The sequence below is a fragment of the Helicobacter apodemus genome, from assembly GCF_003097575.1.
GTDB lineage: Bacteria > Campylobacterota > Campylobacteria > Campylobacterales > Helicobacteraceae > Helicobacter_D > Helicobacter_D apodemus.
The window spans coordinates 1,975,049-2,001,614 of record NZ_CP021886.1 but is presented as its reverse complement, the minus strand read 5'-3'; the positions used below and the strand labels follow the sequence as shown (position 1 = coordinate 2,001,614).

Below are 26,566 nucleotides of genomic sequence, written 5' to 3'. Positions count from 1 at the left end.
CCTTTAAAATTTACATTGGCGAATAACTTCAAAATGATCTTTGATTTCTTTTTCTTTTTGTATTTCCTCTAAAGGTATTTTTTCCATAGTCAATCTTGCATTGATACAATCTTTTAATTGGTAATAACCCCAAGCTAAAGAATCAAGATAATACGCATTTTGCGGTTCTTTTTGCAAGGCTTTTGTAACATATTGCATTCCCTCTTTAATATCTAAATTATGATCTATCATTAAATACCCCAAATAATTCCAATACAAAGCATCATCAAGTTTATTAGTAACAATCTTTAAATCTTCCACTACCAATTCTAACATTTTTTTATCATTACGATTTTTAGCACTTTCATAAATCATCATAGCCTTCAAAGCTAAAAAATCAACATTATGAGTTTGTTTATAGATTCTATCTAATACTTCAATGCTCTTTTGATAATCCTTTTTATGCCGATAGATTTCTAAAAGGATTTCATCTGCTAAATGAATAGAGGAATTTTTCTCTAAAAAGCTTTGTGCTTGTGTTAGATTATTGAACTGAAAATAAATCTCTAAAACATTTTTTGCATAATTTTGCTCCCCTGTTGCCTTAAATAATTTCTCATATACTCTTGCTGCTTTTTTATAGGCTTTATCTTGCAAATAAATCATTGCAAGTTTCTCACCTATCATAGGCGAAACTCCATATTTTTGAATATGCCTTTCATAAAGTTCTATAGCTTTTTGCTTATTATTTAAAAATACAAAATAAGTAGAGGCTAACTTATCTAAAATTAAATCATTTTTCTCCAAAGCATAGGCTTGTTGCAAATATTCTATAGATTTTTGGTATTTCTTTTGCAGTAGATATACTGAAGAGATAATCTCTAAATTTTGCGCATTTCTATGATTTTTTAATAAAATCATCGCTTCTTTTAACGCATTCTTTAAATCACCCTCTTTGCTCAAAATACCAATTAAAGTCTGTCTCATATCCTCATCTTTTGGGTATTTTTCTAAATATTGCAAAGTTTTCTCTTTAGCCAAAATATATTCTTGTTCTAGCAGTAAAACCCCGATAATTTCTTTTAAATAACTCCTATTCCCACTTAAGTAGTAAGCTTCCAAAAAAGATTCTCTAGCCTCTTTTAAGTCTTGATTATCAAGTGCATTATAACCCTCTACAATCAAAACATCTTCTGGATTTTCTATTGTTTCAAACCTTTCTGATAAAAAGCTATTCATATTTGGAGTATTTATAGAACATCCCATAAACAACAAAACAATACTTAACAATGCTATGCTTACTATTTTATTTCTTAACAACACCAATACATTCCTTTAATAAATCCTTAAAATCTTCTTTATAATCTTCCCAAAAGGGAAACCTTACACACTGACTAGGACGTTTTTGATAAATCTTACATTGTTTAGTCTTCTCATCAAAGAATACACAAGCATATCCCATACCATTTTGCATTTTTTTCTCAATAAGGGAATACCTATAGCCCACTTTCTTAATAAATCTTAAACAAAAAGATTCAAAATCCATATCCATAAATTCTGCGATTTGCTTTATCTCATTAGGTGTTACAAAAATATATCCACGTTCTCCTATACAACACTTTCCTCCACATTCAAGGCATTTTTTCTCATCAAAAGTAAAATTAAACCCGCTAATTTCTAACATTTAATGCTCCAAGTATTAGCTTTTGCATAAATTTCTTGAACCTCTTTTGTGAATCCTTTCTCATTATGCGTAAAAAGTGGAGGTAAAACCTGCATTGCACTTTTAGAATCTTTTTTTGCACGGCATAATATTAAAGTAGCTTCTTTATCAATTTTAGGATAAACAAAACGTATGGTAATAGGTCGGATATTATACTGTATCAAGGTATAAAATAGCTTATAGCTTGATTTACAATCATAGCAAAATATAAACTCTCCTTTAGGTTTTAGAATAGAATCAATCTTTTTTACCATTAATTCAAAAGGTAGATTCTCCTCATACCTTGCTTCATAAATGGTTTTCTTAGCACTTTTAATAACTCCGCTATGATAAAAAGGGGGGTTACTTATAATTCTATCAAACCGCAAATTCAAAAAATCATATATTAAAAAATCCCCAAAAATTACATTGGCACAAACTTTATTAATTCTTAGATTATTCCTGCAAAATTCCATCATTGTCGCATTCTTTTCAATGATATGCAACTTCACTTCTCTATCTCTTGCACACAATAAACTAAGTATTCCACTCCCAGCTCCAACCTCTAAAACCTCTTGTCTAGGCTTTATAAATGGTAGCATAAAAGCATATAAAAACAAGGTATCACTATTATAACAATAACCATTTTTTGGTTGATATATCTGCAAATCTTCCTCATTATCATTGAAATACCTTATCATTATAGCAAATATCTATACCAAACCTTAAAGAATAATCTCTTTTTTTATCAAGAATCTAAAACCCCTAAATGACTAGATTTTTTTAATAAGTAATTAGCAATATTCATAATGCCTAAGCTGCTTGGAGGCAATTCATTAATCACTATTATTGATGGAAATAATTTTATAATTTTCTAAAATTTTACTTGCTACAATAGCGAAAATAATTTACTTTATCTAGGGTATTTGTAATGACTTTTAATGCAGCATTAGATTCTATTTCTACCTATGAAGCAGGAAAACCTATCGAACTTGTTGTTAGAGAATTTGGAATCAAAGAAGATGAAATTATTAAACTTGCCTCTAATGAAAATCCTTTAGGTGCTAGCCCTAAAGCACTTCAAAGCATCATTAAAAATGCCCCTAATATCTATCTTTATCCTGATGATTCAATGTTTGCACTCAAAGGAAGTTTAAGCCAGCACTTCCAAGTTTCTACCAATGAAATCATTATTGGTGCAGGAAGTGACCAAATTATCGAATTCTGTATTCATGCAAAAGCTAATGAAAATAGCAAAATCTTAATGGCTAAAACAACCTTTGCGATGTATGAAATTTATTCTAAAGCAGTAGGGGCTAAAGTTATTAGAACACCAGGAGAAATCCATAATTTAGCAGAGTTTTTAGAATACTATAACACCTATCATCCCTCCATTATCTTTCTTTGTGTCCCTAATAATCCTTTAGGGGATTGTTTAGACAGAGTAGATATTTATAAATTCCTCAAACAAATTGATGAAGATACCCTTGTTATTATTGATGGAGCTTATCAAGAATACGCCAAAGCCAAAGATAATGATAAGAGTATTGACCCTAAAGAGCTTATCAAATCTTTTCCTAATGCTATCTATTTAGGGACTTTTTCTAAAGCCTATGGGCTTGGGGGTATGCGTATAGGATATGGAATTGCTGAAAAATCCATTATAAAGGCACTCTCTAAACTTCGTCCCCCCTTTAATGTAACAACACTTTCACTTCTAGCAGCCCTAGAAGCCCTAAAAGACCAAGAACATATCCAAAAAAGCCTCCAAAATAATTTAGAACAAATGCCTTATTTTGAAGCTTTTGCCAAAGAACAAGGCTTTGATTATATACCCTCTTACACCAATTTCATTACTTATTTGCTTAAAGAAATTGATTCTACACAAATTAGTGATTTCTTACTACAAAGAGGAGTAATTATTAGGAATTTATCTTCTTATGGGTTAAATGCTATTAGAATAACCATAGGGACAAAAGAACAAAATCAAAAATTCTTTGCCTTATTTCATCATTTTTTAAGCCAAAGATAGGGAATTAGACATTGGATTTAAAAGCATTATTTGACCAAATTAGAAGCCTTTATAAAAGGCTCAATCAAAAACAAAAAATTGTTATTGTAGGGACAATTATTGCTATTGTTGGTTTTATTTCCGCTTTAATTGTTTGGAACTCTATGAATAACAAAACAGGGATTTTATACCCCGGTTATGCCGTTTTATTTGAAGGAGTAAGCCCAGAAGATGGTGCCTTAATCATTCAGCAGCTCCAACAAGATAATATTAACTATAAGATTCCTAAAGATAATACTATTTTAATCCCTCAACAATTTGTCTATGAACAAAGAATGAAGCTTGCTAGTAATGGGATTCCAAAAAGTAGCAAGGTAGGTTTTGAAATTTTTGATACCAAAGATTTTGGAGCGACAGATTTTGATCAAAGGATTAAATATCTACGCGCCATTGAAGGAGAATTAGCACGAACCATTGAAAGCCTCTCTCCTATTCAAAAAGCAACAGTGCATTTAGCCCAACCAGAAAAAACCGTTTTTGTTAGTCAGCAAACTCCTCCTACCGCTTCGGTTGTATTAGTATTCAAACCCTCTCAAACTCTAACACCCAAACAAATCTCGGGGATTAAAAATATTGTTTCCTCTGCCGTCCCTAATCTAACTGTTGAGAATGTAGAAGTTGTCAATGAAAAAGGAGAACCCCTTAGTGAGCTAGATGAATTAGGTGGAGCTAGAGAGCTTGCAGCAGCACAACTACGTTATAAAACAAATTTTGAACAAACATTAGAAGCAAAAATTATCAATATCTTAGCCCCTATTACAGGAGGGGTTGAAGGGGTGGTCGCCAAAGTAACTGCAGAATTTGATTTCGCCCAAAAAGAAAGCACTCAAGAATATTATGACCCCACCAATGTTATAAGAAGCGAACAAAATCTTGAAGAAAAAAGGGAAGGTTTTACCCCTAAAGAAATTGGAGGAGTCCCCGGAGTTGTAAGCAACATTGGACCCGTGCAAGGATTAGAAGACGAAAATACTAAAGAAAAATATGAAAAATCCCAAACTACCACTAATTATGAAGTTAGCAAAACCATTTCTAATATTAAAGGTGAATTTGCAACCATTAGACGACTTTCAGCTGCCGTTGTTGTGGATGGTAAATACCAAAAAGAGCTTGATGAGCAAGGGGTAGAGAAGCTACAATATATCGCTTTAAATGAACAAGAAATGGAACAAATCTCTAATCTAGTGCGTCAAGCTATCGGATATAATCAACAAAGAGGCGATGAAGTCTCTGTAAGTAATTTTCAGCTTAATGGACAAGTCTCTGGATTTAAGGCTAGAACCCCACTGGAACGTTTCTTAGAAACTGCCCAATCACTCTTAGAACCTTTTATGCCACTACTTAAATATGTCATTGTTGGTATTATTCTTTTCTTATTTTACAAAAAGATTATCCTACCCTTTAGCGAGAGAATGCTTGAAGCTAGAGTTGATGAGGAAGAAGAAATTGAATCTTTACTTAAAGTTGATGAAGATGAAGAGCTTGATAATGATAAACAAAATGAAATGCGAAAACGTATTGAAGATCAGCTTGGATTTGGAAACTCTAATGAAGACCAAATTAAATACAATGTGCTTTTAGAAAAAATTAGAGAGCTTGCCGTAGAAAAACCAACGGAATTAGCCAATCTTTTTCAAACTTTAGTTCATGATGAATTAGGGCTTGATGGCGGAGGAAATTTATCAAAAGGAGGGAAACTCTAATGTCTTCTATCACCCTTAGCCCTAGACAACAAGCACAATATGATGAGCTTTCTATGTCAGAAAAGATCGCTATCTTACTTGTACAATTAGGTGATGAGATTACAGGTGAAATTTTCTCTCATTTAGATTTAGATTCTATTACAGAAGTCTCTAAATACATTGCCCAAAATGCCGGTATTGACAAAGCTATTGCTGGAGCGATTTTAGAAGAATTTTATGCTATCTTTCAATCTAATCAATACATTTCTACAGGTGGCTTTGAATACGCTAAAGAATTACTTTATCGGACATTAGGACCAGAGGCTGCTAAAAAAGTCTTAGATAAACTTGCAAAATCTATGCAGTCTTCACAAAATTTTTCTTATCTCTCAAGGGTGCGTCCTCAACAACTATCAGACTTTATTATTCACGAACACCCCCAAACTATTGCCCTCATTCTTGCCCATATGGACCCTTCTAATGCTGCGGAGACCTTAAATTTTTTCTCGGATGATTTAAGGGCAGAAATTGCTATTCGTATGGCAAATTTAGGAGATATTTCCCCTAATGTTGTCAAAAGAGTATCAACTGTGCTAGAAAACAAATTAGAATCACTTACAAGTTATAAAGTCGAGGTGGGTGGAACTAGGGCAGTAGCAGAGGTATTTAACCGCTTAGGGCAAAAATCTGCTAAATCAACCATTGCTTATATCGAACAAATTGATGATCAATTAGCAGCAGCTATTAAAGAAATGATGTTTACTTTTGAAGATATTGAAAAACTAGACAACAACGCTATTAGAGAAATCTTAAAAGTCGCCGATAAAAAAGATTTAATTTTAGCCCTCAAGGCATCTCCAGAAGAATTAAAGCAAAAATTTATGAGTAGTATGTCCCAAAGAGCAGGAGAACAATTCTTAGAAGAAATGCAATATTTAGGTGCTGTTAAAGTTAAAGATGTAGAATCTGCACAAAGACGCATTGTAGAGAGTGTGCAAACACTCTCTGAACAAGGCATAATACAAATCGGAGAACAAGAGGATACCATTGAATAATCTTAATGAATACGAAAATATTATACCTGAAGAGCATAAATCAAAACACGATATTAAAAAATATAGTTTTAGAAATATGGAAATAAAAAAAACTCCTATTGTTAAAGAAAAACAAGATATTGATAATACACCACAAGAACAAACCTCCCCACCACAAGAGCAAACCAACAATCAATCCATAGAGACAACAAATCTTAGTATTCCCTCTTTGAAGCTTTTTGAGACGGAAGTTGTAGATAAAATCTTACAAAAAAGTGATGTCTTAGCACAATCCTTGCAAAAACTTCAAGAACAATTTGATAAACAAGAGAAAGAATTTGACCAAAGAGTGAATGCAGTAAAATTAGAATCTAAAGAATTAGGCTATAAAGAGGGATATGAAGCCGCTAAAGCAGAACTAGAAGCCCAAATTAATAGCCAAAAAGAACTTTATAACCTAAGCATTCAACGCATTGATCAAAATATTGCAGAATCTAAAAATCATATTTTAAACTTAGAGAAAGAATTAAGTGCTATTGCCTTAGATATTGCTAAAGAAATTATCACCACAGAAGTAAGTAATAATAGCTCAAAAATAGCTGCTGCTTTAGCAAGAACCCTCCTTGAAAATGTCGCGAAAAATACAGAAGTTACTTTAAAAGTCTTTCCTGGAGACTTAGAGGATTTAAAAGAATCTCTAAAGGATTTAACAAATATTGTGCTACAAGCCGACCAAGCCATTGCAAAAGGTGGAGTCGTAATTTTAAGCAAAGAAGGAAATATTGATGGAGATATTCACTTACGTTTTGCAACACTAAAAAAATCTATCCTCAATAATAAAGAGTAAGAAATGGCTTTAGAAAAAAGATTCCTAGATATTTTACAAAAGAGCAAATATCAAGATGAAGATTATGCGATTCTTAATGAATTAGCAACCCATATCCGCAAAAGAATCTTAGAGGTTGTTTCTAAAAATGGAGGGCATTTAAGCCCTACCTTAGGGGCTGTGGAATTAATTATTGGAATGCATTGCGTATTTGATAGCCCCAATGATCCTTTTATCTTTGATGTTAGCCATCAAGCCTATGCCCACAAACTCTTAACAAATCGTTGGGATTGCTTTGATAGCTTACGACAAACTGATGGGATTAGTGGTTTTACTAGACCCCAAGAAAGTCCCTATGACTATTTCATTGCAGGGCATAGCTCTACCTCTCTTTCTTTAGGGGTTGGGGCAGCAAAAGCCATCGCCTTAAACAAAGATTCAAAAATCCCTGTAGTGCTTATTGGAGATGGTGCGATGAGTGCTGGATTAGCCTATGAAGCCCTTAATGAATTAGGGGATAGAAAATACCCCCTTGTTATTATCCTTAATGATAATGAAATGAGTATTGCTCAACCCATTGGGGCTATTAGTAAATACCTCTCCCAAATTATTGCTGGAAAATTTGTGCAAAATATCAAAAACAAAATAGGTAACATTATCAACAAAATGCCAAATGCTAGTTATCTTGCTAAACGTTTTGAAGAATCACTAAAACTCATAACACCTGGAATGCTCTTTGAAGAATTAGGACTAGAGTATATTGGACCTATTGATGGGCATAACTTAAAAGAAATTATCAACACTTTAAAAATCGCTAAAGATATGCAAAAGCCTGTCGTTATCCACGCACAAACCCTCAAGGGCAAAGGATACTCTATAGCTGAGGGTTGTTTAGAGCAATGGCACGGTGTTAGCCCTTTTAATTTACAAAATGGACTTACATTAAGTAATTCTGCTAACCTAAGCCCTACACAGATTTTTGCTAATACACTCTTAGATCTTGCAAAAGAAGATTCAAAGGTTGTAGGCATTACCGCTGCAATGCCAAGTGGAACAGGACTTGATTTATTAATACAAAACTTCCCTGAACGTTTTTGGGATGTAGCCATTGCTGAAGCTCACGCAACCACACAAGCAAGTGCCTTAGCAAAAGAGGGTTTTAAACCCTTTGTAGCTATTTATTCTACCTTTTTGCAACGTGCCTTTGATCAACTCATCCACGATGTAGGCATTATGAAAACTCCGGTGAAATTTGCCATAGATAGGGCGGGTATTGTTGGAGAGGATGGAGAAACTCATCAAGGTGCTTTTGATATTTCTTATCTTAACCTCATCCCTAATTTTACGATTTTTGCCCCAAGGGATAATGCCACTTTAAAAGAAGCACTTTATTTTGCTAAAGACTTTAATGGAGGACCATGTGCATTTCGCTATCCTAGAAAAGCCTTTAAATTAGAATCAGGCATTATCCCACCAACACCTTTTAAATTAGGAAAATTAGAAATCTTACAAACAAGCCCTAGTGATATTTTATTTATAGGTTATGGGAATGGGGTAGGAAAAGCCCTTAATTGCGCAAAAATACTCAAAGAAAAATATACTAAAGAATGTGCGGTAGTAGATTTGCGTTTTGCAAAACCCTTAGATGAAAATTCCTTGCTAGACTTAGCAAAAACTTATAAACAATGGTTTGTCTTTAGTGATAGTAGCAAGATTGGCGGAATTGGTGATATACTTAATAGCTTTTTGCAAAAACACCATTTACAAATCTCCCTAACTTCTTTTGAATATGAAGATTTTTTTATTCCTCACGGAAAAGTAGAAGAAATTGAATCTAAGCTTGGCTTAGATGAAAAGAGTATTCTTACAAAAATACTCAACAAGAAAAATTAAAATGAAAAAGTTATACCTTATACTAATCTTTGTATGTAGTTGCTACGCTTTAGATTTAGAAAGTTTTGAACAAGAATACCAACAACAACCTATTAATGATCCTCTAGAAAAATATAACCGCTTTATGAATAAAGTCAATTGGAAATTTTACGATTATATTTTCTCTCCTGTGCTTAAAGGCTATAATTGGATAATACCCCTTGGCTTTAGAATGGGGATTGAAAATTTTTTTGAAAATCTTAACTCTCCTCTACGATTTTTAGGACATATGCTAGTCTTACAACCCCAAGATGCACTCAATGAATTAGGAAGATTTAGCCTAAATAGCACAGTAGGAATGTTGGGCTTTTTTGATGTTGCTTCTGCTAATAAGCTTTATTCTAAAGATACAGATTTTGGAATTGTATTTGGCAAATGGGGGATTGGTGAAGGTTTTCCTCTTGTACTACCCATACTTGGGCAAAGCAATTTACGCGATACTCTTGCCTTGCCCCTAAATTCGTTTGCAACTCCTATAACCTATGTCAAACCAACTTCTTATGCAATGGGACTTTATGTAATTGACAAGATTGTTTATGCTGCTCAACACAAGGATATTTTAGATAGTATAAGAAAAGATAGTTTAGATAATTATATTGTAATGCGTCAATCCTATCAAGCCTATCGAGAGAAATTAATTAAGGAGTAATTGATTATGAAAATTCTTATAAGCCTTTGTCTATTCTTCAATCTAACTTTTGCATTACCCTTTAATGCTATTCACTCTACTATGGAACAAAATATTCACAAATCCTTGCAAATCCTGCAAACCTCTCAAGAAAGCACCGAAGCGATCGCACAAAAGATTTTTGCAATCTTTGATGATATTTTTGATTGGGAGCTTATGGCTAAACTCTCCCTCTCTCAATCTTATAATACTCTCTCCCTTGATGAACAAAAGCTTTTTAATCAAGTCTTTGAAAACAATGTGAAAAAAAACTTCACCGATAAATTACGTCTTTACAAGAATCAAACCTTTGAAGTCTTAGAGGGAACGTTAGTGCAACCTAATCGTTATCACTTAAAAACTTCTATTATCATTGATGGAAAGGTTAATTACATTATTTTTAAATTCTATCCCAAAGAACAAGAAAATTGGAAAATCTATGACGCTGATGTTTTAGGGATTAGCATCATACAAACCTACCGCTCACAATTTGCAGATATTTTAAAACGTTATGATTTTGCAACACTTATGCAAAAGCTACAAAGTGAAATCACCCTTGATATTAAATAACTTCTGGCTTATTTTGTTTAAAGCTATCATCAATAGGTCAAAAACCCTATTGGTATTATGTATTTTGTTTTTCATCTTTTGTGGGTATTTTGCCTACAAACTCCCTATTAATGCAGATTCTGATAGTCTTATTTTAGAAAATGACAAAGACTTTAAAACCTACCAATTCATAAACAAAACTTACGCAACACAAGATTTTTTAATGTTAGCTTTTAACCCAAAGAGTGGGGATATTTTCTCTGAAGTTTCTTTACAAATACTCCAGCAAATCACACAAGAACTAAATACTATGCCCCAAGTGCAATCCACACTAAGCATTTTAAACGCTCCCTTACTTAAAAGCTCCCCAAAGTTAGATTTACAAGAAGCCTTAGAGATAAATCCTACCTTATTATCCCCATTAGTTGATAAAGACTTAGCTAAAGAGGAGTTTTTAAACCATCCCTTTTATAGTAAAAATATCCTCTCAAAAGACCTAAAAACTGCAGGAATTATCGTCTATTTAAAAAAAGATACTAAGCTTGAAGAATTAGAAAATCTTAAAAAGGAGACTAAAACCTCCTCTAAAAATGCCCTCCTTAAAGAATACAAACAACAAGCCCAAATACAAACCACCCATACCATTAATGCCATTAAAGCACTCAAAAACAAATATGAGGGCTTATATATTGGGGGAATTCCCCTTATTGCTAGTGATATGATAGCCTATGTAAAATCTGACCTTATCACTTATGGAAGCACGCTTAGTGTGATTTTAGCCCTTATGTTATGGGTATTTTTTAGGCAATTGCGTTTTGTCTTTCTCACACTTGGCATTTGTTTATTTACGCTTGTTGTAAGTAGCGGAATCTTTAGCCTTTTTGGTTATGAAATTACTATTATTTCTTCAAACTATATTTCTTTACTTTTAATTATCAATGTTTCTTTAATTATTCATCTCATTGTAGCTTATTTAGAGTTTTACCAAAAATTCCCTAATGCTTCAGCGAAAAATCTCCTCTATGCAACAATGCTTGCTAAAAAATCTCCAAGCTTTTATGCTATCTTAACGACTATTATTGGATTTTTAAGTTTAATGTTTTCTAATATCTTACCCATCATCCATTTAGGGGCTATTATGAGTATTGGTGTAAGCCTTGCCTTAATCTTTACTTATATTCTCTTTGGTGTTATCCTTGCCTTACTACCCAAGCCAAAAAGCATAAAAAGCCTCCCTAAATGGCACGAAAAATTACTTAATGCTTGTGCGAATATGGGTTTAGAAAAAACAAAAATTATTTATCCTATAACTTTTTTACTTGTTCTTTTTAGCCTCTATGGAATTACCCATTTAAAAGTTGAAAATAGCTTTGTTAATTATTTTAAAGACAAAAGTGAAATTAAGCAAGGTTTATTGCTTATTGATAAACAATTAGGGGGAACAATTCCTTTAGAAATCCTCATCACTTTCTCTAAAAAAGATTTTCAAAATGCACCATTATCAGACTTTGAAGCAGAATTTAACGCATTAGAAAGTGAAGATTCTTATTGGTTTGATAGCCAAAAACTCCGCATTGCAAAGATTATCCATACAGCCCTAGAAAAAGAGGAATTTGTAGGCTCTATTTTAAGCTTATATTCACTCTCACAACTCCTACAATCATTAGGTTTAGAAGCAAATGACTTTATGTTTGCTTTCCTTTATAAAAACACCTCTACTTCCCTTAAAGCACAATTATTTGCCCCTTATGCTAATATCAATGAAAACCAAATCCGCTTTGTGCTAAGAATCTTTGATTCTAATCCTAATTTGCAACGTAATGCTTTCTTATTCAACATACAAGAAAAGTTAAATAAGCTTTTAGAGGGGGAATCCCTAAAAGTAGAAATTAATGGTGCAATGGTGCTTTATAATAATCTCCTTCAAACACTTATTAACTCACAAATTAATACCTTAGCTCTTGTAATTTTTGCTATTTTTGGAGTCTTTATCTTTATTTTTAAGAGTTTTAAACTATCAATTATCGCACTTTTAATCAACCTTATTCCTCTAGGGATTATCTTTGGAATTTTAGGTATTACTAATATTCCGCTAGATTTAATGGGGGTTACTATCGCTGCTATTTCCTTAGGTATTGGGGTTGATGATGCGATTCATTATATCCATCGCTTCAAAGAGGAGATAAAAAGGAATCCTCTAAAAATAGCTATTAAAAATTCTCACCAACATATAGGAAGTGCTATGTATTATACGACTTTTATTATTGTTGTAGGTTTTTGTGCGATGATGAGTAGTAATTTCATCCCTACTATTTATTTTGGCTTCTTAACCACTTTAGTAATGCTCTTAATGCTTCTCTCCTCACTTATCTTACTCCCTGCATTACTCAAAAGCTTTCATAGGGGCAATCTCTGCTAATTGCAAACAAAGCCTTTGATGAAAGCTACTTTTATAAAGACTATAACTACATAGCACTTCTTGATTTTTTAAATCACGCAAATCCCTATTAAACATTACCGCTTCTTTAGTAATTCCCTCATTCTCTAAAAGTATAGAGCTATGGTAATCCCCAAATATCCGCACCTCCCTAACTCTAGCTTGTGTTAAGAATCTTGGCAAAGCATTACCATAGCCATAAGGCTCAAAGTTTTGCAAAAGCAAAAATAATTCTTCATCAACCTCTTTAAAAGATAAATTCCCTAAGACCCCTTTAAACCTCTGTGCTAGCAAGTTTTTTTCTTGAGTGTCACCTATTTGTTGGCTCTGTATTAAAGCTTTTTTAAAACCCTCTAAATTCTCCTCTTTCAAGACAATCCCCGCTGCTCCACTATGCCCACCAAAGTTCTCTAAAAACTGCCGATAATTTTCTAAAATCCCCATACAATCTACCCCTCTCATACTCCCTTTTAAATGCCCCTCCTTAGTTAAAACAATAGCGGGTTTTAAAAACTCCTCATAAAGCATAGCCGCTACAATCCCAATAACCCCCTCATTCCAATTAGCCTTATAAACAACAATAAAAGGCAAAGACAAATAATCCCTCTGGGAGATAAACTGCTCTTTTGCTTCTAAATACATAGTGCTTTGCAAGGTTTTCCTCTTAGCATTAAACGTTAATAATTGCTCTAATAGCACAAAAGCCTTTTTAGAATCTTTTTGGATAAGAAACTCATAAGATCGCATAGCACTTTGCATTCTCCCTGGGGCATTGAGTAAAGGAACGACATAATAACCAATAAGCCTAGAATCTATATTATATTTTTTAAAATACTCTTTTAATAGCACAAAAGCTACCCTTTTACTCTCTTTAAAAACACTTAAACCCTTTTTAAGTAATACCCAATTTATACCCCTAAGAGGCATTACATCACTCACAATTGCTAAAGCTAGGTAATCTAAAAACTCCACCATAGGAATTTCTAAGCCCATAGCCTCCTTGATACTCCCGCATAAATACCAAGCCACACAAGCCCCACAAATCTCTTTTTCTATAAATTCAGCAGAAAGCTTAGGGTTACAAATAAGTGCATTAGGAAGCTCCTTAGCAGGGATATGATGGTCAGTAATAATAAGCTCAATACCCTTTTGCTTACAAAAATCCGCTACTTCTGTGGCATTAATCCCATTATCCACCGTGATAATCATCTGCACATCTAAGTTTTCAATCAAGGCTTTAGAGATTCCATAACCATCGCTAAAGCGATTAGGGATAACAATCTCTAAAGGATAAGGAATCTTTGCAAAAAACTCTTGTAAAATCGCACAAGAAACTACGCCATCAACATCATAATCCCCAACAATGGCTATTTTCTTTTGCTCTAAAATCGCTGCTTTTATCCTCTGTGCGATAAGTGTTAAATTATCTAAAGTTGCGGGTTTTGGTATCTCTTTTAAGGTAGTGATTTGATTTTCAAAACGTTCTTTTAGCAGGGTTTTAATGGAGGCTTTATCAAGGGTTTTATTTATGAGATTTTGCATAAAGGGCTTGTTTGATAAATTCTAAAATGGCTAGATTAGGTGCTTGAAGCCTAGAGGTAAATTCTGGGTGAAATTGCACCGCTACAAACCAAGGATGATTTTTCAATTCAATAGCTTCAATAAGCCCATTGCATTTTCCACTAATCATCATCCCTTTTTTTTCTAACATTGCTTGGTATTTAGGATTAGCCTCATAGCGATGCCTATGACGCTCTTTAATAAGCTTTTGGTTTTTATAGGCTTTTTGAAGTTTGCTACCCTCTTTTAAAGTGCATTCATACTCACCAAGACGCATAGTGCCACCCATCGGGGAAGTATGCGTTCGGATTTGCTTCTCTCCGCTTTGGTTAATGAAATTTTCTATTAAGTAAATCACTGCTTCTTGAGTATTAGGGTTAAACTCCATAGAATTAGCTTCTTTAATCCCTAAAACATTCCGACAAAATTCTAAAATCGCTAATTGCATACCTAGACAAATCCCAAAAAATACAATTCCTTGCTCCCTTGCAAACTGAATAGCTTTCATCTTGCCTTCTATCCCCCTCTCTCCAAATCCACCGGGCACTAAAATACCATTAACATATTTAAGCTTTTGGAGCATTTCCTCGTTTTTTTCTAATTCCTCACTATCAATCCATTGGATATTCACCTGTGTATCAAGGTTAGCCCCTGCATGGATTAGGGCTTCAATAAGAGATTTATAAGATTCTTTTAAGTTTAAGTATTTCCCCACAAAGGCGATATTGACTTCTTGTTGTGGGGCTAAAATTTGTTTAACCAATAAATCCCACGCTTTCATATCCGGCTTTAATTCGGGTAATTTTAAAAACCTTGCAATAGGCACTAAAACGCCCTCTTTTAAGAAGTTAATTGGCATTTGGTAGATACTTTTAGCATCTTGAGCGCCTATAACACAATCATAATCCACATCACAGCTCATCGCAAGTTTATTTTTAAGTTCTGTTGGAATCTCCTTTTCACTCCTTGCAATGATAATTTGGGGTGCAATACCTATGCGTCTTAACTCTTGGACACTATGTTGCGTAGGCTTTGTCTTTAACTCTCCTGCAGCACGGATAAGTGGGATAAGCGTTACATGTATACTAATTATTCTATTTATTCCATATTCGTGCTTCATCTCACGCATAGCTTCTAAAAAGGGCAATCCCTCTATATCCCCAACCGTCCCCCCTAATTCCACCACTAAAATATCTTTTCCCTCTCCTGCGAGTTTGATTCTATGTTTAATCTCATCGACAATATGGGGAATAACTTGGATAGTTTTCCCCAAATATCCCCCTTTTCTTTCTCTATCAATCACAGAAAGATACACTTGTCCGGTGGTAAAATTGTTTTTAAAAGAAAAATCCACATTCAAAAACCGCTCATAATGCCCTATATCTAAGTCTGTCTCTGCTCCATCATAAGTAACAAAGACTTCTCCGTGTTCTAGTGGGCTCATCGTGCCAGGATCTACATTAATATAAGGGTCAATCTTTAAAATACCCACATTCAATCCAGAATGCTTTAATAAAGTCGCAATAGAAGAAGAAGTAATTCCTTTACCCAAAGAGCTTAACACACCACCAGTAACAAAGATATATTTTGTCATTAATAAATCCCTTAGAATAATAAGAGCAATTATAAACTAAGCTATCTAAAACTATCGTAAAGGATTGATTAGGCAAAGCTATTAAAACACAAATTAATAATAAATAAATCTTTCAATCCATCATTTACATTTTATTAACTTAAACCTAAAAACCGCACCAACAAAAGAAAGATTAAGAAAAAAGATTCAATGAAAGAATAAGAGATATTATAGAAATTCTATCTATGCGAGGTATTTTTAGGGAGTTTGTATGGTTAGAATAAATATGGGGTAATTGCCACAGGGTCACCCCTGTGGCTAAATAGATTGCTCTTTTATAGACTAAAATCCCAATCCTTAACAATTTAAATCCCTAACTTCAATCTTAAAAACAGGCATATGGTTTGTTATTTTAAAAAATATAAGGGTGTAAAAGAAAGCCAAAGAAGCAAATAGAAGTCAAAAACAAGAATAAAGAAATAAGAGAAACAAAAAACAGCTAAAGCAATAAAAGTAAATTAATAGAAGCAAAAACAAATGATAATAAAAGATTGAGTGGGATTAAAAAATAAAGAATAATCCCCAAAGGGGATAAAACTTTAAGATTATTGGAGTAGTCTTAAAATGTTTTGTTGTGCAGCATTAGATTGACTTAGAGCGTAATTACCTGCTTGAGCAAGGATATTCAAGTTAGAGTAATTCGCAGATTCTGAAGCATAATCTACTTGTCTAATTGAAGATTCAGCAGAGCTTACATTGACTTGAGTTACAGTGATGTTATTCACGGTAGATTGCATTTGTTGTTGAACAGAACCCAAATCCGCACGAATAGAATCAAGTTGCTTAATAGCAGATTCTGCTATATCCATAACAAGCATTGCACCTTTCAATGAAGTTACCCCTGCCCCTAAAGCTTGACCTGCCATTGCAGAGTTTGCTGCGTTTGCACCTACTGCAGAGCGGATATCTTTGTTAAATGTTCCTTTAACATTTCTTAAAGTCGCAGTTGCTTGTGCGGCTCCAGAGGCTCTAGCAGCATTACCAAGACCATTGTATTGAATATCATTAGAACCTAATCTTGTAAGTGTAAGCGTCCCAACAAATGTGCTAGCTCCAGCTCCTGTAGTAATACCAGCTCCACCAGCACTCATACCACCTCCTCTGACTTGGATAGCCCTACCATCTGTTGATGTAAGCACTAATCGCCCATCTTCGCTAACAGAGGCTTGAACACCGGTTTCTTCTTTATAAGCATTGATAGCTTGGACTAATCGTCCATCCCTATCGGCTTGTTGAACGCCTGTAATATCACCAATTTTTACGCCATTAATGGTTAAGCTTACAATATCCCTTGCACCAATTTGCTGTGTCCCTGTTCTAACAACCGTAGCTTCCGCACGAATACCGCCTAAGTTATCAGAGTTTTTATTAATAACTTGAGCTAAAGCTCCTAAACCTGTCCCAGCAGAAGTAGAGATCACAACATTTTCTAAGGTTACATCTTGTTGATTTTTCGCACCAATAAAATTCATCGCAACATTATCAAGTGCAGTGAATTTTAGAGATTCTACCCTTGCATGTCCTATTTTATCCGAACTTGTCGCACCAATGCTTGTTTGGATAGTTTGGTTAGAATACGCACCTACTTGGAATGCTTTATTGGTAAATCCACCCGCTAAGAGATTCAAACCATTATAAGAAGTGGTTGCTGCAATATTATCTAAAGATTCGATTAATCGGTTAATATCTGCTTGAATCGCTGTTCTTGTAGTCGTCGTTTGACCATCTTGTGCTGCTTGGGTTGCTTTAGTTTTGATAGTATCTAGGATTTTGATTTGCTCATCCATTGCTTTATCCGCGATTTGAATCATACCCATACCATCATTAGTATTCCTAATAGCCTGTCCTAAAGTATTCGCTTGTGAGCGTAAACTATCAGCAATTGCCATACCTGAAGCGTCATCTTTAGCAGAGTTGATTCTAAGACCTGAACTTAACTTTTGCAATGAACTTGAAAGTGAAGTTTGTGTAAAACTTGATTGAGCGTGTGCGTTTAACGCATTAACATTAGTATTAACTTGGAAAGCCATTTTAAACTCCTTTTTATTTGTTGTCTTCCTTGACAAAATATTTAAACCTACAAAGAAATAGTAAGCAAGGTTTTAAATCTCTTTAAAGCTTTATTAAAGATTAGCTTAAAGCTATCTAGGAGTTGCTCCATTAGCTCTAAAGTCCTTGCTAACCAACTTCCCTGTTTGGTTACTTGAGTATATCGGACAAATTTTAAAAAACTTAAGAAAATTTGCAAAAATCTTTTAAAAAGTTTTTCATACCCCCCCCCCTACATAATTTGATTTTCAAATGTTCCTGTAATAAACAAAAATTCAAAAAAATCATTTCATAGGCTGATTTTTATAATCTTTATAGATAGTTTTTGCTACCTTTGCAAACATATTTTAATTTTAGGAGGCAAACTATGAGTTTGAAAAACAATATCGTCTTTTTTGAAGCAAGAGGAGGGAGTGATAAAGGAGCTGATGGACATAGAAAAGATACTATGCCTATGGTAAATGCACTCAAAGCAAAAGGCTGGAATGCGGAAGTGGTGTTTTTTACCGATGAGATTTTACGCGATGAAAGTGAAAGGAATAAGATTTATGAATATGTAAAAAATGCCGCTGATGGTTATGTATCAAGAGTAAATCCGGGGAATCTCAAGGAAGAAAAACTTTATTTTGATGTTTTACGCAAACTTTGTGCAGATGGATTAGTAGGTATGCCTCATCCTGATGCGATGATTGGCTATGGGGCTAAAGATGCTCTAACCAAATTAGCCGATACTCCTTTAGTGCCTAGTGATACTTATGCGTATTATGATAAAGCAGAGGCACAAAGGATAGGTGTAACTTGGACTGATAAACACGATTTCAAAAAAACTTTCCCCCAAACTCTTGCTAAAGGAGAGAGGGTATTAAAGCAAAATCGTGGCTCTACGGGTGAGGGGATTTGGCGTGTGCGATTAGAATCTAATGCAGATTATAATAAAGTTACTTCCCTGCCCCTTGATACCAAGATTATCTGCACAGAGGCTAAAGATAATCACACAGAGGAGAGAAAACTAGGGGAATTTATGGATTTTTGTGAGCATTATCTAGTCGGAGATAATGGAATGCTTGTAGATATGACTTTCTTACCCCGCATTAAAGAAGGAGAGATTAGAATCTTAATGCTTTATAAAACCCCCGTTTATGTCGTGCATAAAAAACCCGCTGAAGGAGGAGATGCCTTTTCTGCAACACTCTTTAGTGGAGCAAAATACCGCTATGATGAACCCAAAGATTGGCAGGCTTTGATTGATTGGTTTTTAAACCAGCTACCACAGATTCGCTCTAAACTTGGAAACTATGATTTACCTTTAATTTGGACGGCGGATTTTATCCTTGATACTGATGAGAGTGGCAAAGATAAGTATGTCTTAGGAGAAATTAACTGCTCTTGCGTAGGATTTACAAGCCCTGAAGAGTTTATGGAAAAAATCGCGGTAATGGTAGGTGATAATATCATTCATATCGTCCGTGAGAAAAAGGCATAATTCTATCCCCTTTATTAAGGGGAATATCTTGTATATTATAGCTCCATAATTCAATAATTTGACTAAACCCCACAATCTCAACAGAGACTACCTCTAGCAGAGAAGGGTTTAGAATCATCAATAAATGCTCCTATAATCACCCCTTAAAAGGCTAAAAATGCAAGGGTAATTCATTTACAAATGTTATGTTATGGGATAGCTACAATAACTATTTAATCTTGATAATGCTTAATTTACAAACAAAGTTTGTTTTAGAATGGATGCACCCAAAGAAGCTTTATGTTACTACAAACATTGCATTAACACTAAAACAAAATATGCTTAAAACCTCTCTTAAAACAACCAATCACTCAAAATTTAGAAAAACCCCTAACCAAAAACATAAAAATCATAGATTATAGCTTAGTGGAGGAGGGTTAAAGATTCTTAAAATTAATCCCAAATAAAACTAAAGATAAAAAAGAATAAAATCAGTGAAGCCTTATTGAACAATCTCACTTCTAAGTTTAGGATGGATATTTGCTTTAATTACTAATTCCTTTTTAAACTTAAAAACCCTACAATTCCCCACTACAACAAAAGGTTAATAATGAAAATTTTGACAAGAATCTCTTCCTTTTATTATTTTGGATTTAAAAATATGCGATTAGGTCGTAGTTTATGGCTTGTTATTATTGTTAAACTTTTTATCATCTTTGGAATCTTAAAAGTCTTTATCTATGATAATAGTCTGCATAAACTCTATGCTACGCAAGAGGAAAAAAGTCAATTTATCACTCATAATCTTAAAAATTATTAGGGAAAACTTATGGAACAAGCAATATTACAACATTCTTTAAACGTGGATTGGAGTCGCGCACAATTTGCCCTTACTGCCCTTTATCATTTTCTGTTCGTGCCTTTAACGCTTGGGCTTTCTTTTATCTTAGCGATTATGGAAAGCATTTATGTGAAAACACAAAATGAGCAATGGAAAAAAATCACGCAATTTTGGCTCTCCATTTTTGCGATTAATTTTGCTATTGGTGTAGCAACGGGCATTATTATGGAGTTTGAATTTGGGACAAATTGGGCGAATTATTCTTGGTTTGTAGGGGATATATTTGGCGCACCTTTAGCCATTGAAGGGATTATGGCATTTTTCTTAGAAGCGACTTTCTTTGCGGTAATGCTTTTTGGTTGGAATAAAGTCTCTCCTAAATTTCACCTGCTCTCTACCTGGCTTGTAGCCATTGGAAGCAACCTTAGTGCATTTTGGATTCTTGTCGCTAATGGCTGGATGCAATACCCCATTGGGACAAGCTTTAATTTAGAACAAGCAAGGAATGAAATGACAAACTTCCTAGCAGTAGCTCTAAGTCCTGTGGGGATTAGCAAATTCTTACACACTATCGCTAGTGGTTATGTAATCTCTGCTCTAGTGGTGGTTGGAATCTCTGCTTGGTTTATCCTTAAAAAAAGGCATTTGCTTGAGGCTAAAAAGTCTCTTGTAGTGGGGGCTAGTTTTGGGCTTATTACTTCGGTATTTTTGTTTATTAGCGGGGATGAAAGTGCTTATCAAGTTACCCAAAAACAACCTATGAAACTCGCGGCAATGGAGGGGATTTATGAAGGTGAGCATAGGGCTGGATTAGTAGCCTTTGGGATTTTAAATCCTAAAAAACAAATTGGGGATTTAGAACCCACCTTTCTCTTTAATGTTACTATCCCTTATGCCCTCTCGCTTTTAGGGCATCGCTCTGCTGATGGCTTTATCGCAGGTATTAATGATTTAGTTTATGGCAACAAAGAACGCAATCTTATGAGTATAGAGGAAAAGATACAAAAGGGTAAAACCGCCTTAGATGCTTTTCATACCTATAAGCAACAAAGAGAAGCTGGGGTTAGCACAGAGGATTTGCAAGTTTATAGCAAAATCGTGCAAGAAAATATGCCCTATTTTGGCTATGGATTCTTAAAAGACCCTAAAGAAGCTGTGCCACCTATTATGCTAACCTTTTATACCTTTCATTTAATGGTAGCTTTAGGGAGCTGGTTTTTTATCCTCTTTATTATCGTTCTTTATCTAGCAATGGCAAATGATATTACAAGATTTCATAAAATTCTATGGCTTTGTGTTTGGACTATCCCCTTAGGCTATATCGCAGCAGAATGCGGTTGGATTGTTGCAGAAGTTGGAAGGCAACCTTGGGCTATTCAAGATTTAATGCCTGTTAAAATTGCAGCGACACATTTAAGCAATGTCAATATACAAATTTCGTTTTTTATTTTTTTGGTTTTATTTACCACTTTACTTATTGCAGAAATTGGAATCATTCTTAAACAAATCAAAAAGGGTTTTGAAAGCCATTAAAGGAGAGTTGATGTTTTTTGGATTAGATTTAGCACAATTACAAATCTATTGGTGGCTAATTTTTAGCTTACTTGCTGGGCTTTTAAGCTTTATGTTTTTCGTGCAAGGTGGGCAAGGAATGCTCTTTGAGCTTGCTAAAAATGAGGAGGAAAAAGCCCTTATTATTAATTCTTTAGGTAGAAAATGGGAGCTTGGTTTTACGACTTTAGTGCTTTTTGGTGGGGCGGCTTTTGCAGCCTTTCCTCTCTTTTATAGCACAAGCTTTGGCGGGGCTTATTGGGTTTGGCTTTTAATCCTCTTTTGCTTCATACTTCAAGCAGTTAGCTATGAATACCGCAAAAAAGAGGGGAATCTCTTAGGCTCTAAAACCTATGAAATCTTTTTACTGCTTAATGGAATCTTGGGGGTTTTTCTTATTGGTGTTGCACTAAGCACCTTTTTTAGCGGGGCAAATTTCACATTAGACTCTCATCATTTTGTTTCGTGGGTTGGCTCTGCTAGAGGTTTAGAGGCTTTGCTTAATCCTTATAATTTCCTTTTGGGTTTTGCATTAATATTCTTAAGCAGAATCTTAGCTTGTGGGTATTTTTTAAACCATATTGATGATGCAATAATAAGACAGAGGATTATCAAAAAATTCACTTTCAATGCTCTTTTATTCTTGCTTTTTTTCTTGGGTTTTCTTTTCTGGATTTTTACTAAGGAGGGATTTTTGATGAATGCGGATTCTACTATTTCTTTGCAAAAATACCTTTATCTTATGAATTTTCTCCAAATACCCCTCTTAATGGGAATCTTTTTAATTGGTGTTTTACTGGCTTTAATAGGGATATTCTTAGGGTATAAGGGACATAAAAAGGCAATCTTTGCCTTAGGTTTAGGTAGTGTCTTGAGTGTTTTTGCCCTTATGGCAAGTTTAGGGGTTGGCAAGAGTGCGTTTTATCCTAGTTTGGTGGATTTACAAAGCTCTCTTACGATTTATAACGCAAGCTCTAGTTATTATACCCTTAGCGTAATGGGATATGTAAGCCTGCTTGTCCCCTTTGTATTAGCTTATATCATCTATGTATGGTCTCTAATGGATAGGGTAAAACTCACTAAAAAAGAATTACAAGAACAAACACATAGTTATTAAGGAGAGAGAATGACAACTTTTTTATTACTTTTGTGGCCACTAATAATTTACATAAGCTACCGCTTTGTGCTTTTAAATATTCAACATCTCCAAAAAGATGAAGATACAAAATAGCTTTGATTTACTTTGTTGGCTAAAGCAAAAAGGTTATCTGAAAAACCCACCCCATACATTATGGTGGCCAAATGCTGGAGAATTTGAAGTCTTAGTAGGGGCTATTTTAGTGCAAAATACCAAATGGGAACAAGCTTTCAAAATCCTACAAAGGCTTAAAACTCATCATCTCCTTAGCTTAGAATTACTTGCTAATACTCCTTTACACTCCCTACAATCCCTTATGCAAGATTTAGGATTTTTCCGACAAAAGTCTAAGTATATTGTTTTATTAAGTCAAAATATCTTAAAGGATTTTAGGGATTTTCCTACCTTTAAAGCAGAAGTTTCAAGAGAGTGGCTACTCTCCCAAAAGGGCATTGGAAATGAAACTTGCGATAGTATTCTCTGCTATGGGCTTTTAAGGGAGGAAATGGTTGTAGATACTTATACTTATAGGCTGCTTCAAAGCTTTGGCTACACCTTAGAGAGTTATGAGGAGATTAAGCAATGGCTAATGCAGGGGATAGTAGAACATTATGATAAAATCACGAAGCTCTATAAAGAGGAAATTCCACTTTTTAAAGTTTATGCTAGATTTCACGGAAAAATAGTAGAATACTCTAAAGAAAATCCCATAAAAAGAAGCAAAAATGCAAACAAGTTTTGAACCCCTAGAAGTGTTTTTAGAAATTTGTAAAATCCCTCATCCTAGCAAAGATTGCAAGGAAATGAAAGAATGGATTAAAAAAGAGGCTAGTAAGTTTGGTGTCAAGATTTATGAGGATACCATAGGGAATATTTTATGCTCTAAAGGAATCCCAAAGGTATGCTTACAAGGGCATTATGATATGGTTTATGTTGGGGAATGCAAAGACTTTTCTATCCAACCACAATTCTTTAGTGTAGAAAATAAAGAATGGCTTAAAGCACAATGCTCTAGTCTTGGAGCGGATAATGGGGTAGCCTTAGCTTGTATGCTTCTAGCCCTTAAATACTTTGATAACCTAGAATGCCTCTTTACCATTGATGAAGAAATAGGAATGATTGGGGCAAAAAATATCGCCTTAAAGCCACAATCCCCCTTTATGATTAATTGCGATAGTGAGGATATTAATGAAGTTGTATTTAGCTGTGCTGGAGGCTATGATTTAAAAGCTACAAAAACTTTCAAAAAGATTCCCATTCCACAAGATTTTCAACACTACGCAATACATACCCAAAACTTCATAGGAGGGCATAGTGGGATTGAAATACACAAAAATATCCCTAATGCACTCTTAGAGCTTGCTAAGATTGTAGAAGCCACAGAGGGCATTGTTTTAACATTTTTTGGAGGAGAAAAACGCAATTCCATTCCTGTTAATGCGACTTTAAAAATCGCTTGCTCCCCAAAACATACAGCCTTAATAGAGCATTTACCCAAGGAGTTCTTTAGTATTAGCAAATTAAAAGATTCCCCCAATGAAGGCTATGATTGCAAGGATTTAGCAAAATCTCTTTTAAAGGTAGGAAATGGGGTTTTAAAATCACTCAATAATGCCCCTATCTTATCAAGCAATATCGGGATTTTAGAGCAGCATCAAGATAATTTCACCCTCTTTTTAATGGGTAGAGGCAATGAAGAATCCCTTATGCAAGAAAATATCCAAAAACAACAAACATTTTTAGAGGATTTAGGATTTGCAGCTCATCTCCTAGATTACTACTCCCCTTGGGAGAAAGAGGAGGGGGAATTACTCTTTAAAGTATGGAATATCTACCAAAAATATAATCCCAACTCGTATTTAAAAAGTATTCACGCTGGGCTTGAATGTGGAATCTTAAAACAAAAATATCCGCATATCCATTTTGTCTCTATAGGTCCTACGATATTGCACCCGCATTCTTTAAATGAAAAGCTAGATATAGCAAGCTTTCAACATTTTTGGGAAATTTTACAAAAAATACTAAAAACAATGACTTAATATCTAAGAGATTTTTGCTAAAATACTAACCAAAAATCAGGAATTTCTTATGCGAACAAAAACTCTACTTTCAATAAAATCTTTTAAACAAATCCTTATTACTAGTGCGTTTCTTATTAGTTCCTCTTATGCTGCGCCCTCTTTAGTCAATGGAATTGCTTTTTTTGTCAATGGTGATCCTGTCACATTGCTAGATCTTTATTCTACTATGCAAGGGGCTAAAGTCAATCAAGATGCAGCTATTGATATACTAATTAATAAACAACTTCACGAACAAGAAATTAAAAAACGTCATATCATTATCACTGATTTAGATATTAGTAATGAAATTGAACGCATTGCAAGAATTAATAAAACAAGTGTTGAGAATATTCGCTCCTATATGCAAGAAAATGGGAAAGATTGGAATGCTTACAAACAAGAAATCAAAGACAACCTCATCAAAACCAAGCTTTATCAAAGTATCACACAAGATAGTTTGAGATTAACCGATGAAAAAGATTTACAAGAATACTACAACACCCATCAAGAAGAATTTTCCGTACCTCAAAGCATTGAAGTAGTGAAATTTTATAGCTACAATTCACAGGCATTAGAACAAGCTATGAGAGACAAAAGCCAAACCCATTCTAATGTTTTTACAGAAAATGAAATTTTGCAAACTACTGAACTTAATCCACAAATTATGGCAGATTTTGCACAAACTGCAACTAATACTTTTACCCCCATTTATCCCATTGATGGACAATTTGTTAGTTTTCTAATCCTTAAGAAAAATAACCCGACGCTTCTACCTTATGAATTTGTTAAAAATACTATCTTACAAAAAACAATGAATCAAAAAGAAGATTATATTATTTATGAGCATTTCGAAAAATTACGTTCTAATGCTAAAATCAATATTATTCGTCTTGATTAAAGGGGATTTTGATGAAAAAAATATCTTTTCTTGTATCTCTTAGCATTTTTTTACTCCTTAGTGCTTGTGCTACTAAAAATGCCTCTTATAAAGATGAAAATTTTCAAAAGATTCTCACTTCTAAAAAACAATGGAAGATTGAAAATTATACAAGCAACCAATTAACAACTATTCTCTCTTACGAAAAAGAACAAGAATTTATTATTGGCTTTAAGGGGGAACAAGTTTTTGGTAAATTTGGGTGCAATAACTTTTTTGGCTCTTATACCATAGAAGGCAACAAAATAACAATTGGGAATGCGGGAGTAACAAGAAAAATGTGTGAAAATGATATTATGGAGATAGAAGCAGAAATGATAAATGGCTTTTTAAATACAAGCAGTGAAATCACACTCAAAGGCAAAAAAATTAATTTTTCTAATGCTTCTTTTTCTTTAGAAATGCAATAAATTTAAAGATATTTTTAACTAAACTATAATAGGCTTACAAAAAGAA

The 26,566-nt window shown here is 34.0% G+C and carries 23 protein-coding genes; 16 read left to right on the top strand and 7 right to left on the bottom strand.

Annotation, left to right across the window (positions count from 1 at the left end; translation table 11 throughout):
- Positions 1–3 precede the first annotated feature (3 nt).
- Genes CDV25_RS09755 through CDV25_RS09745 form a run of 3 tightly spaced genes read right to left on the bottom strand, consistent with a single transcriptional unit; the run spans position 4 to position 2,382 of the window.
- Positions 4–1,302: a tetratricopeptide repeat protein gene (locus CDV25_RS09755; RefSeq protein WP_108911762.1), complete on the bottom strand. Its 1,299-nt coding sequence runs from the start codon at positions 1,300–1,302 to the stop codon at positions 4–6.
- Positions 1,286–1,663: a YkgJ family cysteine cluster protein gene (locus CDV25_RS09750; RefSeq protein ID WP_108911761.1), complete on the bottom strand. Its 378-nt coding sequence runs from the start codon at positions 1,661–1,663 to the stop codon at positions 1,286–1,288. Before CDV25_RS09750 ends, CDV25_RS09755 begins: the two co-directional genes overlap by 17 nt.
- On the bottom strand, positions 1,657–2,382 hold the full coding sequence (locus CDV25_RS09745; protein WP_239056367.1) for a tRNA1(Val) (adenine(37)-N6)-methyltransferase: 726 nt from the start codon (positions 2,380–2,382) through the stop codon (positions 1,657–1,659). The genes CDV25_RS09750 and CDV25_RS09745 overlap by 7 nt, the downstream gene beginning before the upstream one ends.
- A gap of 230 nt (positions 2,383–2,612) precedes the next feature.
- Between CDV25_RS09745 and hisC the strand changes: the two genes are divergently transcribed.
- From hisC to CDV25_RS09705, 8 genes are read left to right on the top strand one after another with little or no spacing between them, the layout of a single operon-like run.
- A complete protein-coding gene (gene hisC / locus CDV25_RS09740; protein ID WP_108911760.1) occupies positions 2,613–3,713 on the top strand; it encodes a histidinol-phosphate transaminase in 1,101 nt (366 codons plus the stop codon).
- Positions 3,714–3,724: 11 nt separating this feature from the next.
- On the top strand, positions 3,725–5,455 hold the full coding sequence (gene fliF / locus CDV25_RS09735) for a flagellar basal-body MS-ring/collar protein FliF (protein WP_108911759.1): 1,731 nt from the start codon (positions 3,725–3,727) through the stop codon (positions 5,453–5,455).
- Positions 5,455–6,489, top strand: a complete 1,035-nt coding sequence (gene fliG / locus CDV25_RS09730) for a flagellar motor switch protein FliG (RefSeq protein WP_034552475.1) — start codon at positions 5,455–5,457, stop codon at positions 6,487–6,489. Before fliF ends, fliG begins: the two co-directional genes overlap by 1 nt.
- On the top strand, positions 6,482–7,315 hold the full coding sequence (fliH, locus tag CDV25_RS09725) for a flagellar assembly protein FliH (RefSeq protein WP_108911758.1): 834 nt from the start codon (positions 6,482–6,484) through the stop codon (positions 7,313–7,315). Before fliG ends, fliH begins: the two co-directional genes overlap by 8 nt.
- Before the next feature lie 3 nt (positions 7,316–7,318).
- On the top strand, positions 7,319–9,187 hold the full coding sequence (gene dxs / locus CDV25_RS09720) for a 1-deoxy-D-xylulose-5-phosphate synthase (RefSeq protein WP_108911757.1): 1,869 nt from the start codon (positions 7,319–7,321) through the stop codon (positions 9,185–9,187).
- Between the two features lies 1 nt (position 9,188).
- A complete protein-coding gene (locus CDV25_RS09715) occupies positions 9,189–9,875 on the top strand; it encodes an MlaA family lipoprotein (RefSeq protein WP_108911879.1) in 687 nt (228 codons plus the stop codon).
- 6 nt (positions 9,876–9,881) lie between these two features.
- Positions 9,882–10,463, top strand: a complete 582-nt coding sequence (locus CDV25_RS09710; protein ID WP_108911756.1) for a Tgt2/MlaC family protein — start codon at positions 9,882–9,884, stop codon at positions 10,461–10,463.
- Entirely contained in the window at positions 10,438–12,861 is a 2,424-nt protein-coding gene (locus tag CDV25_RS09705; RefSeq protein ID WP_239056366.1) for an efflux RND transporter permease subunit, read from the top strand. The genes CDV25_RS09710 and CDV25_RS09705 overlap by 26 nt, the downstream gene beginning before the upstream one ends.
- Here the strand turns inward: CDV25_RS09705 and recJ are convergent.
- From recJ to CDV25_RS09690, 3 genes are all read right to left on the bottom strand, one after another.
- Positions 12,826–14,421: a single-stranded-DNA-specific exonuclease RecJ gene (recJ, locus tag CDV25_RS09700; protein WP_108911754.1), complete on the bottom strand. Its 1,596-nt coding sequence runs from the start codon at positions 14,419–14,421 to the stop codon at positions 12,826–12,828. The two genes, CDV25_RS09705 and recJ, sit on opposite strands and share 36 nt — an antisense overlap.
- Entirely contained in the window at positions 14,402–16,033 is a 1,632-nt protein-coding gene (pyrG, locus tag CDV25_RS09695) for a CTP synthase (RefSeq protein WP_108911753.1), read from the bottom strand. Before pyrG ends, recJ begins: the two co-directional genes overlap by 20 nt.
- A 584-nt stretch (positions 16,034–16,617) precedes the next feature.
- Positions 16,618–18,102, bottom strand: a complete 1,485-nt coding sequence (locus CDV25_RS09690) for a flagellin B (RefSeq protein WP_108911752.1) — start codon at positions 18,100–18,102, stop codon at positions 16,618–16,620.
- Positions 18,103–18,494: 392 nt separating this feature from the next.
- On the opposite strand from CDV25_RS09690, the gene CDV25_RS09685 reads away from it, so the two are divergent.
- Positions 18,495–19,604: a Cj0069 family protein gene (locus CDV25_RS09685; RefSeq protein ID WP_108911878.1), complete on the top strand. Its 1,110-nt coding sequence runs from the start codon at positions 18,495–18,497 to the stop codon at positions 19,602–19,604.
- On the opposite strand, the gene CDV25_RS10260 is transcribed toward CDV25_RS09685, so the two are convergent.
- Entirely contained in the window at positions 19,573–19,722 is a 150-nt protein-coding gene (locus CDV25_RS10260) for a hypothetical protein (RefSeq protein ID WP_162550499.1), read from the bottom strand. The two genes, CDV25_RS09685 and CDV25_RS10260, sit on opposite strands and share 32 nt — an antisense overlap.
- Positions 19,723–20,193: 471 nt before the next feature.
- Here CDV25_RS10260 and CDV25_RS09675 point away from each other — a divergent pair, with 471 nt between their 5' ends.
- From CDV25_RS09675 to CDV25_RS09645, 7 genes are all read left to right on the top strand, one after another.
- Entirely contained in the window at positions 20,194–20,403 is a 210-nt protein-coding gene (locus CDV25_RS09675; protein WP_108911750.1) for a DUF4492 domain-containing protein, read from the top strand.
- Between the two features lie 9 nt (positions 20,404–20,412).
- Complete coding sequence (locus CDV25_RS09670) at positions 20,413–21,957, top strand: cytochrome ubiquinol oxidase subunit I (protein WP_108911749.1); 1,545 nt, start codon at positions 20,413–20,415, stop codon at positions 21,955–21,957.
- Positions 21,958–21,967: 10 nt separating this feature from the next.
- Positions 21,968–23,092, top strand: coding sequence for a cytochrome d ubiquinol oxidase subunit II (gene cydB, locus CDV25_RS09665; RefSeq protein WP_108911748.1), 1,125 nt, complete (start codon positions 21,968–21,970; stop codon positions 23,090–23,092).
- 97 nt (positions 23,093–23,189) lie between these two features.
- Complete coding sequence (locus tag CDV25_RS09660) at positions 23,190–23,855, top strand: 3-methyladenine DNA glycosylase (RefSeq protein ID WP_108911747.1); 666 nt, start codon at positions 23,190–23,192, stop codon at positions 23,853–23,855.
- Positions 23,839–25,152 carry a M20/M25/M40 family metallo-hydrolase gene (locus CDV25_RS09655; protein ID WP_108911746.1) on the top strand — a complete coding sequence of 438 codons (1,314 nt, stop codon included), beginning with the start codon at positions 23,839–23,841 and terminating at the stop codon, positions 25,150–25,152. The genes CDV25_RS09660 and CDV25_RS09655 overlap by 17 nt, the downstream gene beginning before the upstream one ends.
- A 49-nt stretch (positions 25,153–25,201) precedes the next feature.
- Positions 25,202–26,071 carry a hypothetical protein gene (locus CDV25_RS09650; RefSeq protein WP_108911745.1) on the top strand — a complete coding sequence of 290 codons (870 nt, stop codon included), beginning with the start codon at positions 25,202–25,204 and terminating at the stop codon, positions 26,069–26,071.
- A gap of 11 nt (positions 26,072–26,082) precedes the next feature.
- Positions 26,083–26,520, top strand: a complete 438-nt coding sequence (locus tag CDV25_RS09645; protein WP_108911744.1) for an META domain-containing protein — start codon at positions 26,083–26,085, stop codon at positions 26,518–26,520.
- Positions 26,521–26,566 lie beyond the last annotated feature (46 nt).

Excerpts from the sequence above, each read along its gene's own strand:
- CDV25_RS09745 (WP_239056367.1), bottom strand. The coding sequence starts at position 2,382 with ATGATAAGGTATTTCAATGATAATGAGGAAGATTTGCAGATATATCAA.
- CDV25_RS09655 (WP_108911746.1), top strand. The coding sequence starts at position 23,839 with ATGCAAACAAGTTTTGAACCCCTAGAAGTGTTTTTAGAAATTTGTAAA.
- CDV25_RS09750 (WP_108911761.1), bottom strand. The coding sequence starts at position 1,663 with ATGTTAGAAATTAGCGGGTTTAATTTTACTTTTGATGAGAAAAAATGC.
- cydB (WP_108911748.1), top strand. The coding sequence starts at position 21,968 with ATGTTTTTTGGATTAGATTTAGCACAATTACAAATCTATTGGTGGCTA.
- hisC (WP_108911760.1), top strand. The coding sequence starts at position 2,613 with ATGACTTTTAATGCAGCATTAGATTCTATTTCTACCTATGAAGCAGGA.
- dxs (WP_108911757.1), top strand. The coding sequence starts at position 7,319 with ATGGCTTTAGAAAAAAGATTCCTAGATATTTTACAAAAGAGCAAATAT.
- pyrG (WP_108911753.1), bottom strand. The coding sequence starts at position 16,033 with ATGACAAAATATATCTTTGTTACTGGTGGTGTGTTAAGCTCTTTGGGT.
- fliG (WP_034552475.1), top strand. The coding sequence starts at position 5,455 with ATGTCTTCTATCACCCTTAGCCCTAGACAACAAGCACAATATGATGAG.
- CDV25_RS09670 (WP_108911749.1), top strand. The coding sequence starts at position 20,413 with ATGGAACAAGCAATATTACAACATTCTTTAAACGTGGATTGGAGTCGC.
- CDV25_RS09715 (WP_108911879.1), top strand. The coding sequence starts at position 9,189 with ATGAAAAAGTTATACCTTATACTAATCTTTGTATGTAGTTGCTACGCT.
- CDV25_RS10260 (WP_162550499.1), bottom strand. The coding sequence starts at position 19,722 with ATGATTCTAAACCCTTCTCTGCTAGAGGTAGTCTCTGTTGAGATTGTG.
- CDV25_RS09675 (WP_108911750.1), top strand. The coding sequence starts at position 20,194 with ATGAAAATTTTGACAAGAATCTCTTCCTTTTATTATTTTGGATTTAAA.
- CDV25_RS09710 (WP_108911756.1), top strand. The coding sequence starts at position 9,882 with ATGAAAATTCTTATAAGCCTTTGTCTATTCTTCAATCTAACTTTTGCA.
- CDV25_RS09645 (WP_108911744.1), top strand. The coding sequence starts at position 26,083 with ATGAAAAAAATATCTTTTCTTGTATCTCTTAGCATTTTTTTACTCCTT.
- recJ (WP_108911754.1), bottom strand. The coding sequence starts at position 14,421 with ATGCAAAATCTCATAAATAAAACCCTTGATAAAGCCTCCATTAAAACC.
- CDV25_RS09650 (WP_108911745.1), top strand. The coding sequence starts at position 25,202 with ATGCGAACAAAAACTCTACTTTCAATAAAATCTTTTAAACAAATCCTT.
- CDV25_RS09690 (WP_108911752.1), bottom strand. The coding sequence starts at position 18,102 with ATGGCTTTCCAAGTTAATACTAATGTTAATGCGTTAAACGCACACGCT.
- CDV25_RS09660 (WP_108911747.1), top strand. The coding sequence starts at position 23,190 with ATGAAGATACAAAATAGCTTTGATTTACTTTGTTGGCTAAAGCAAAAA.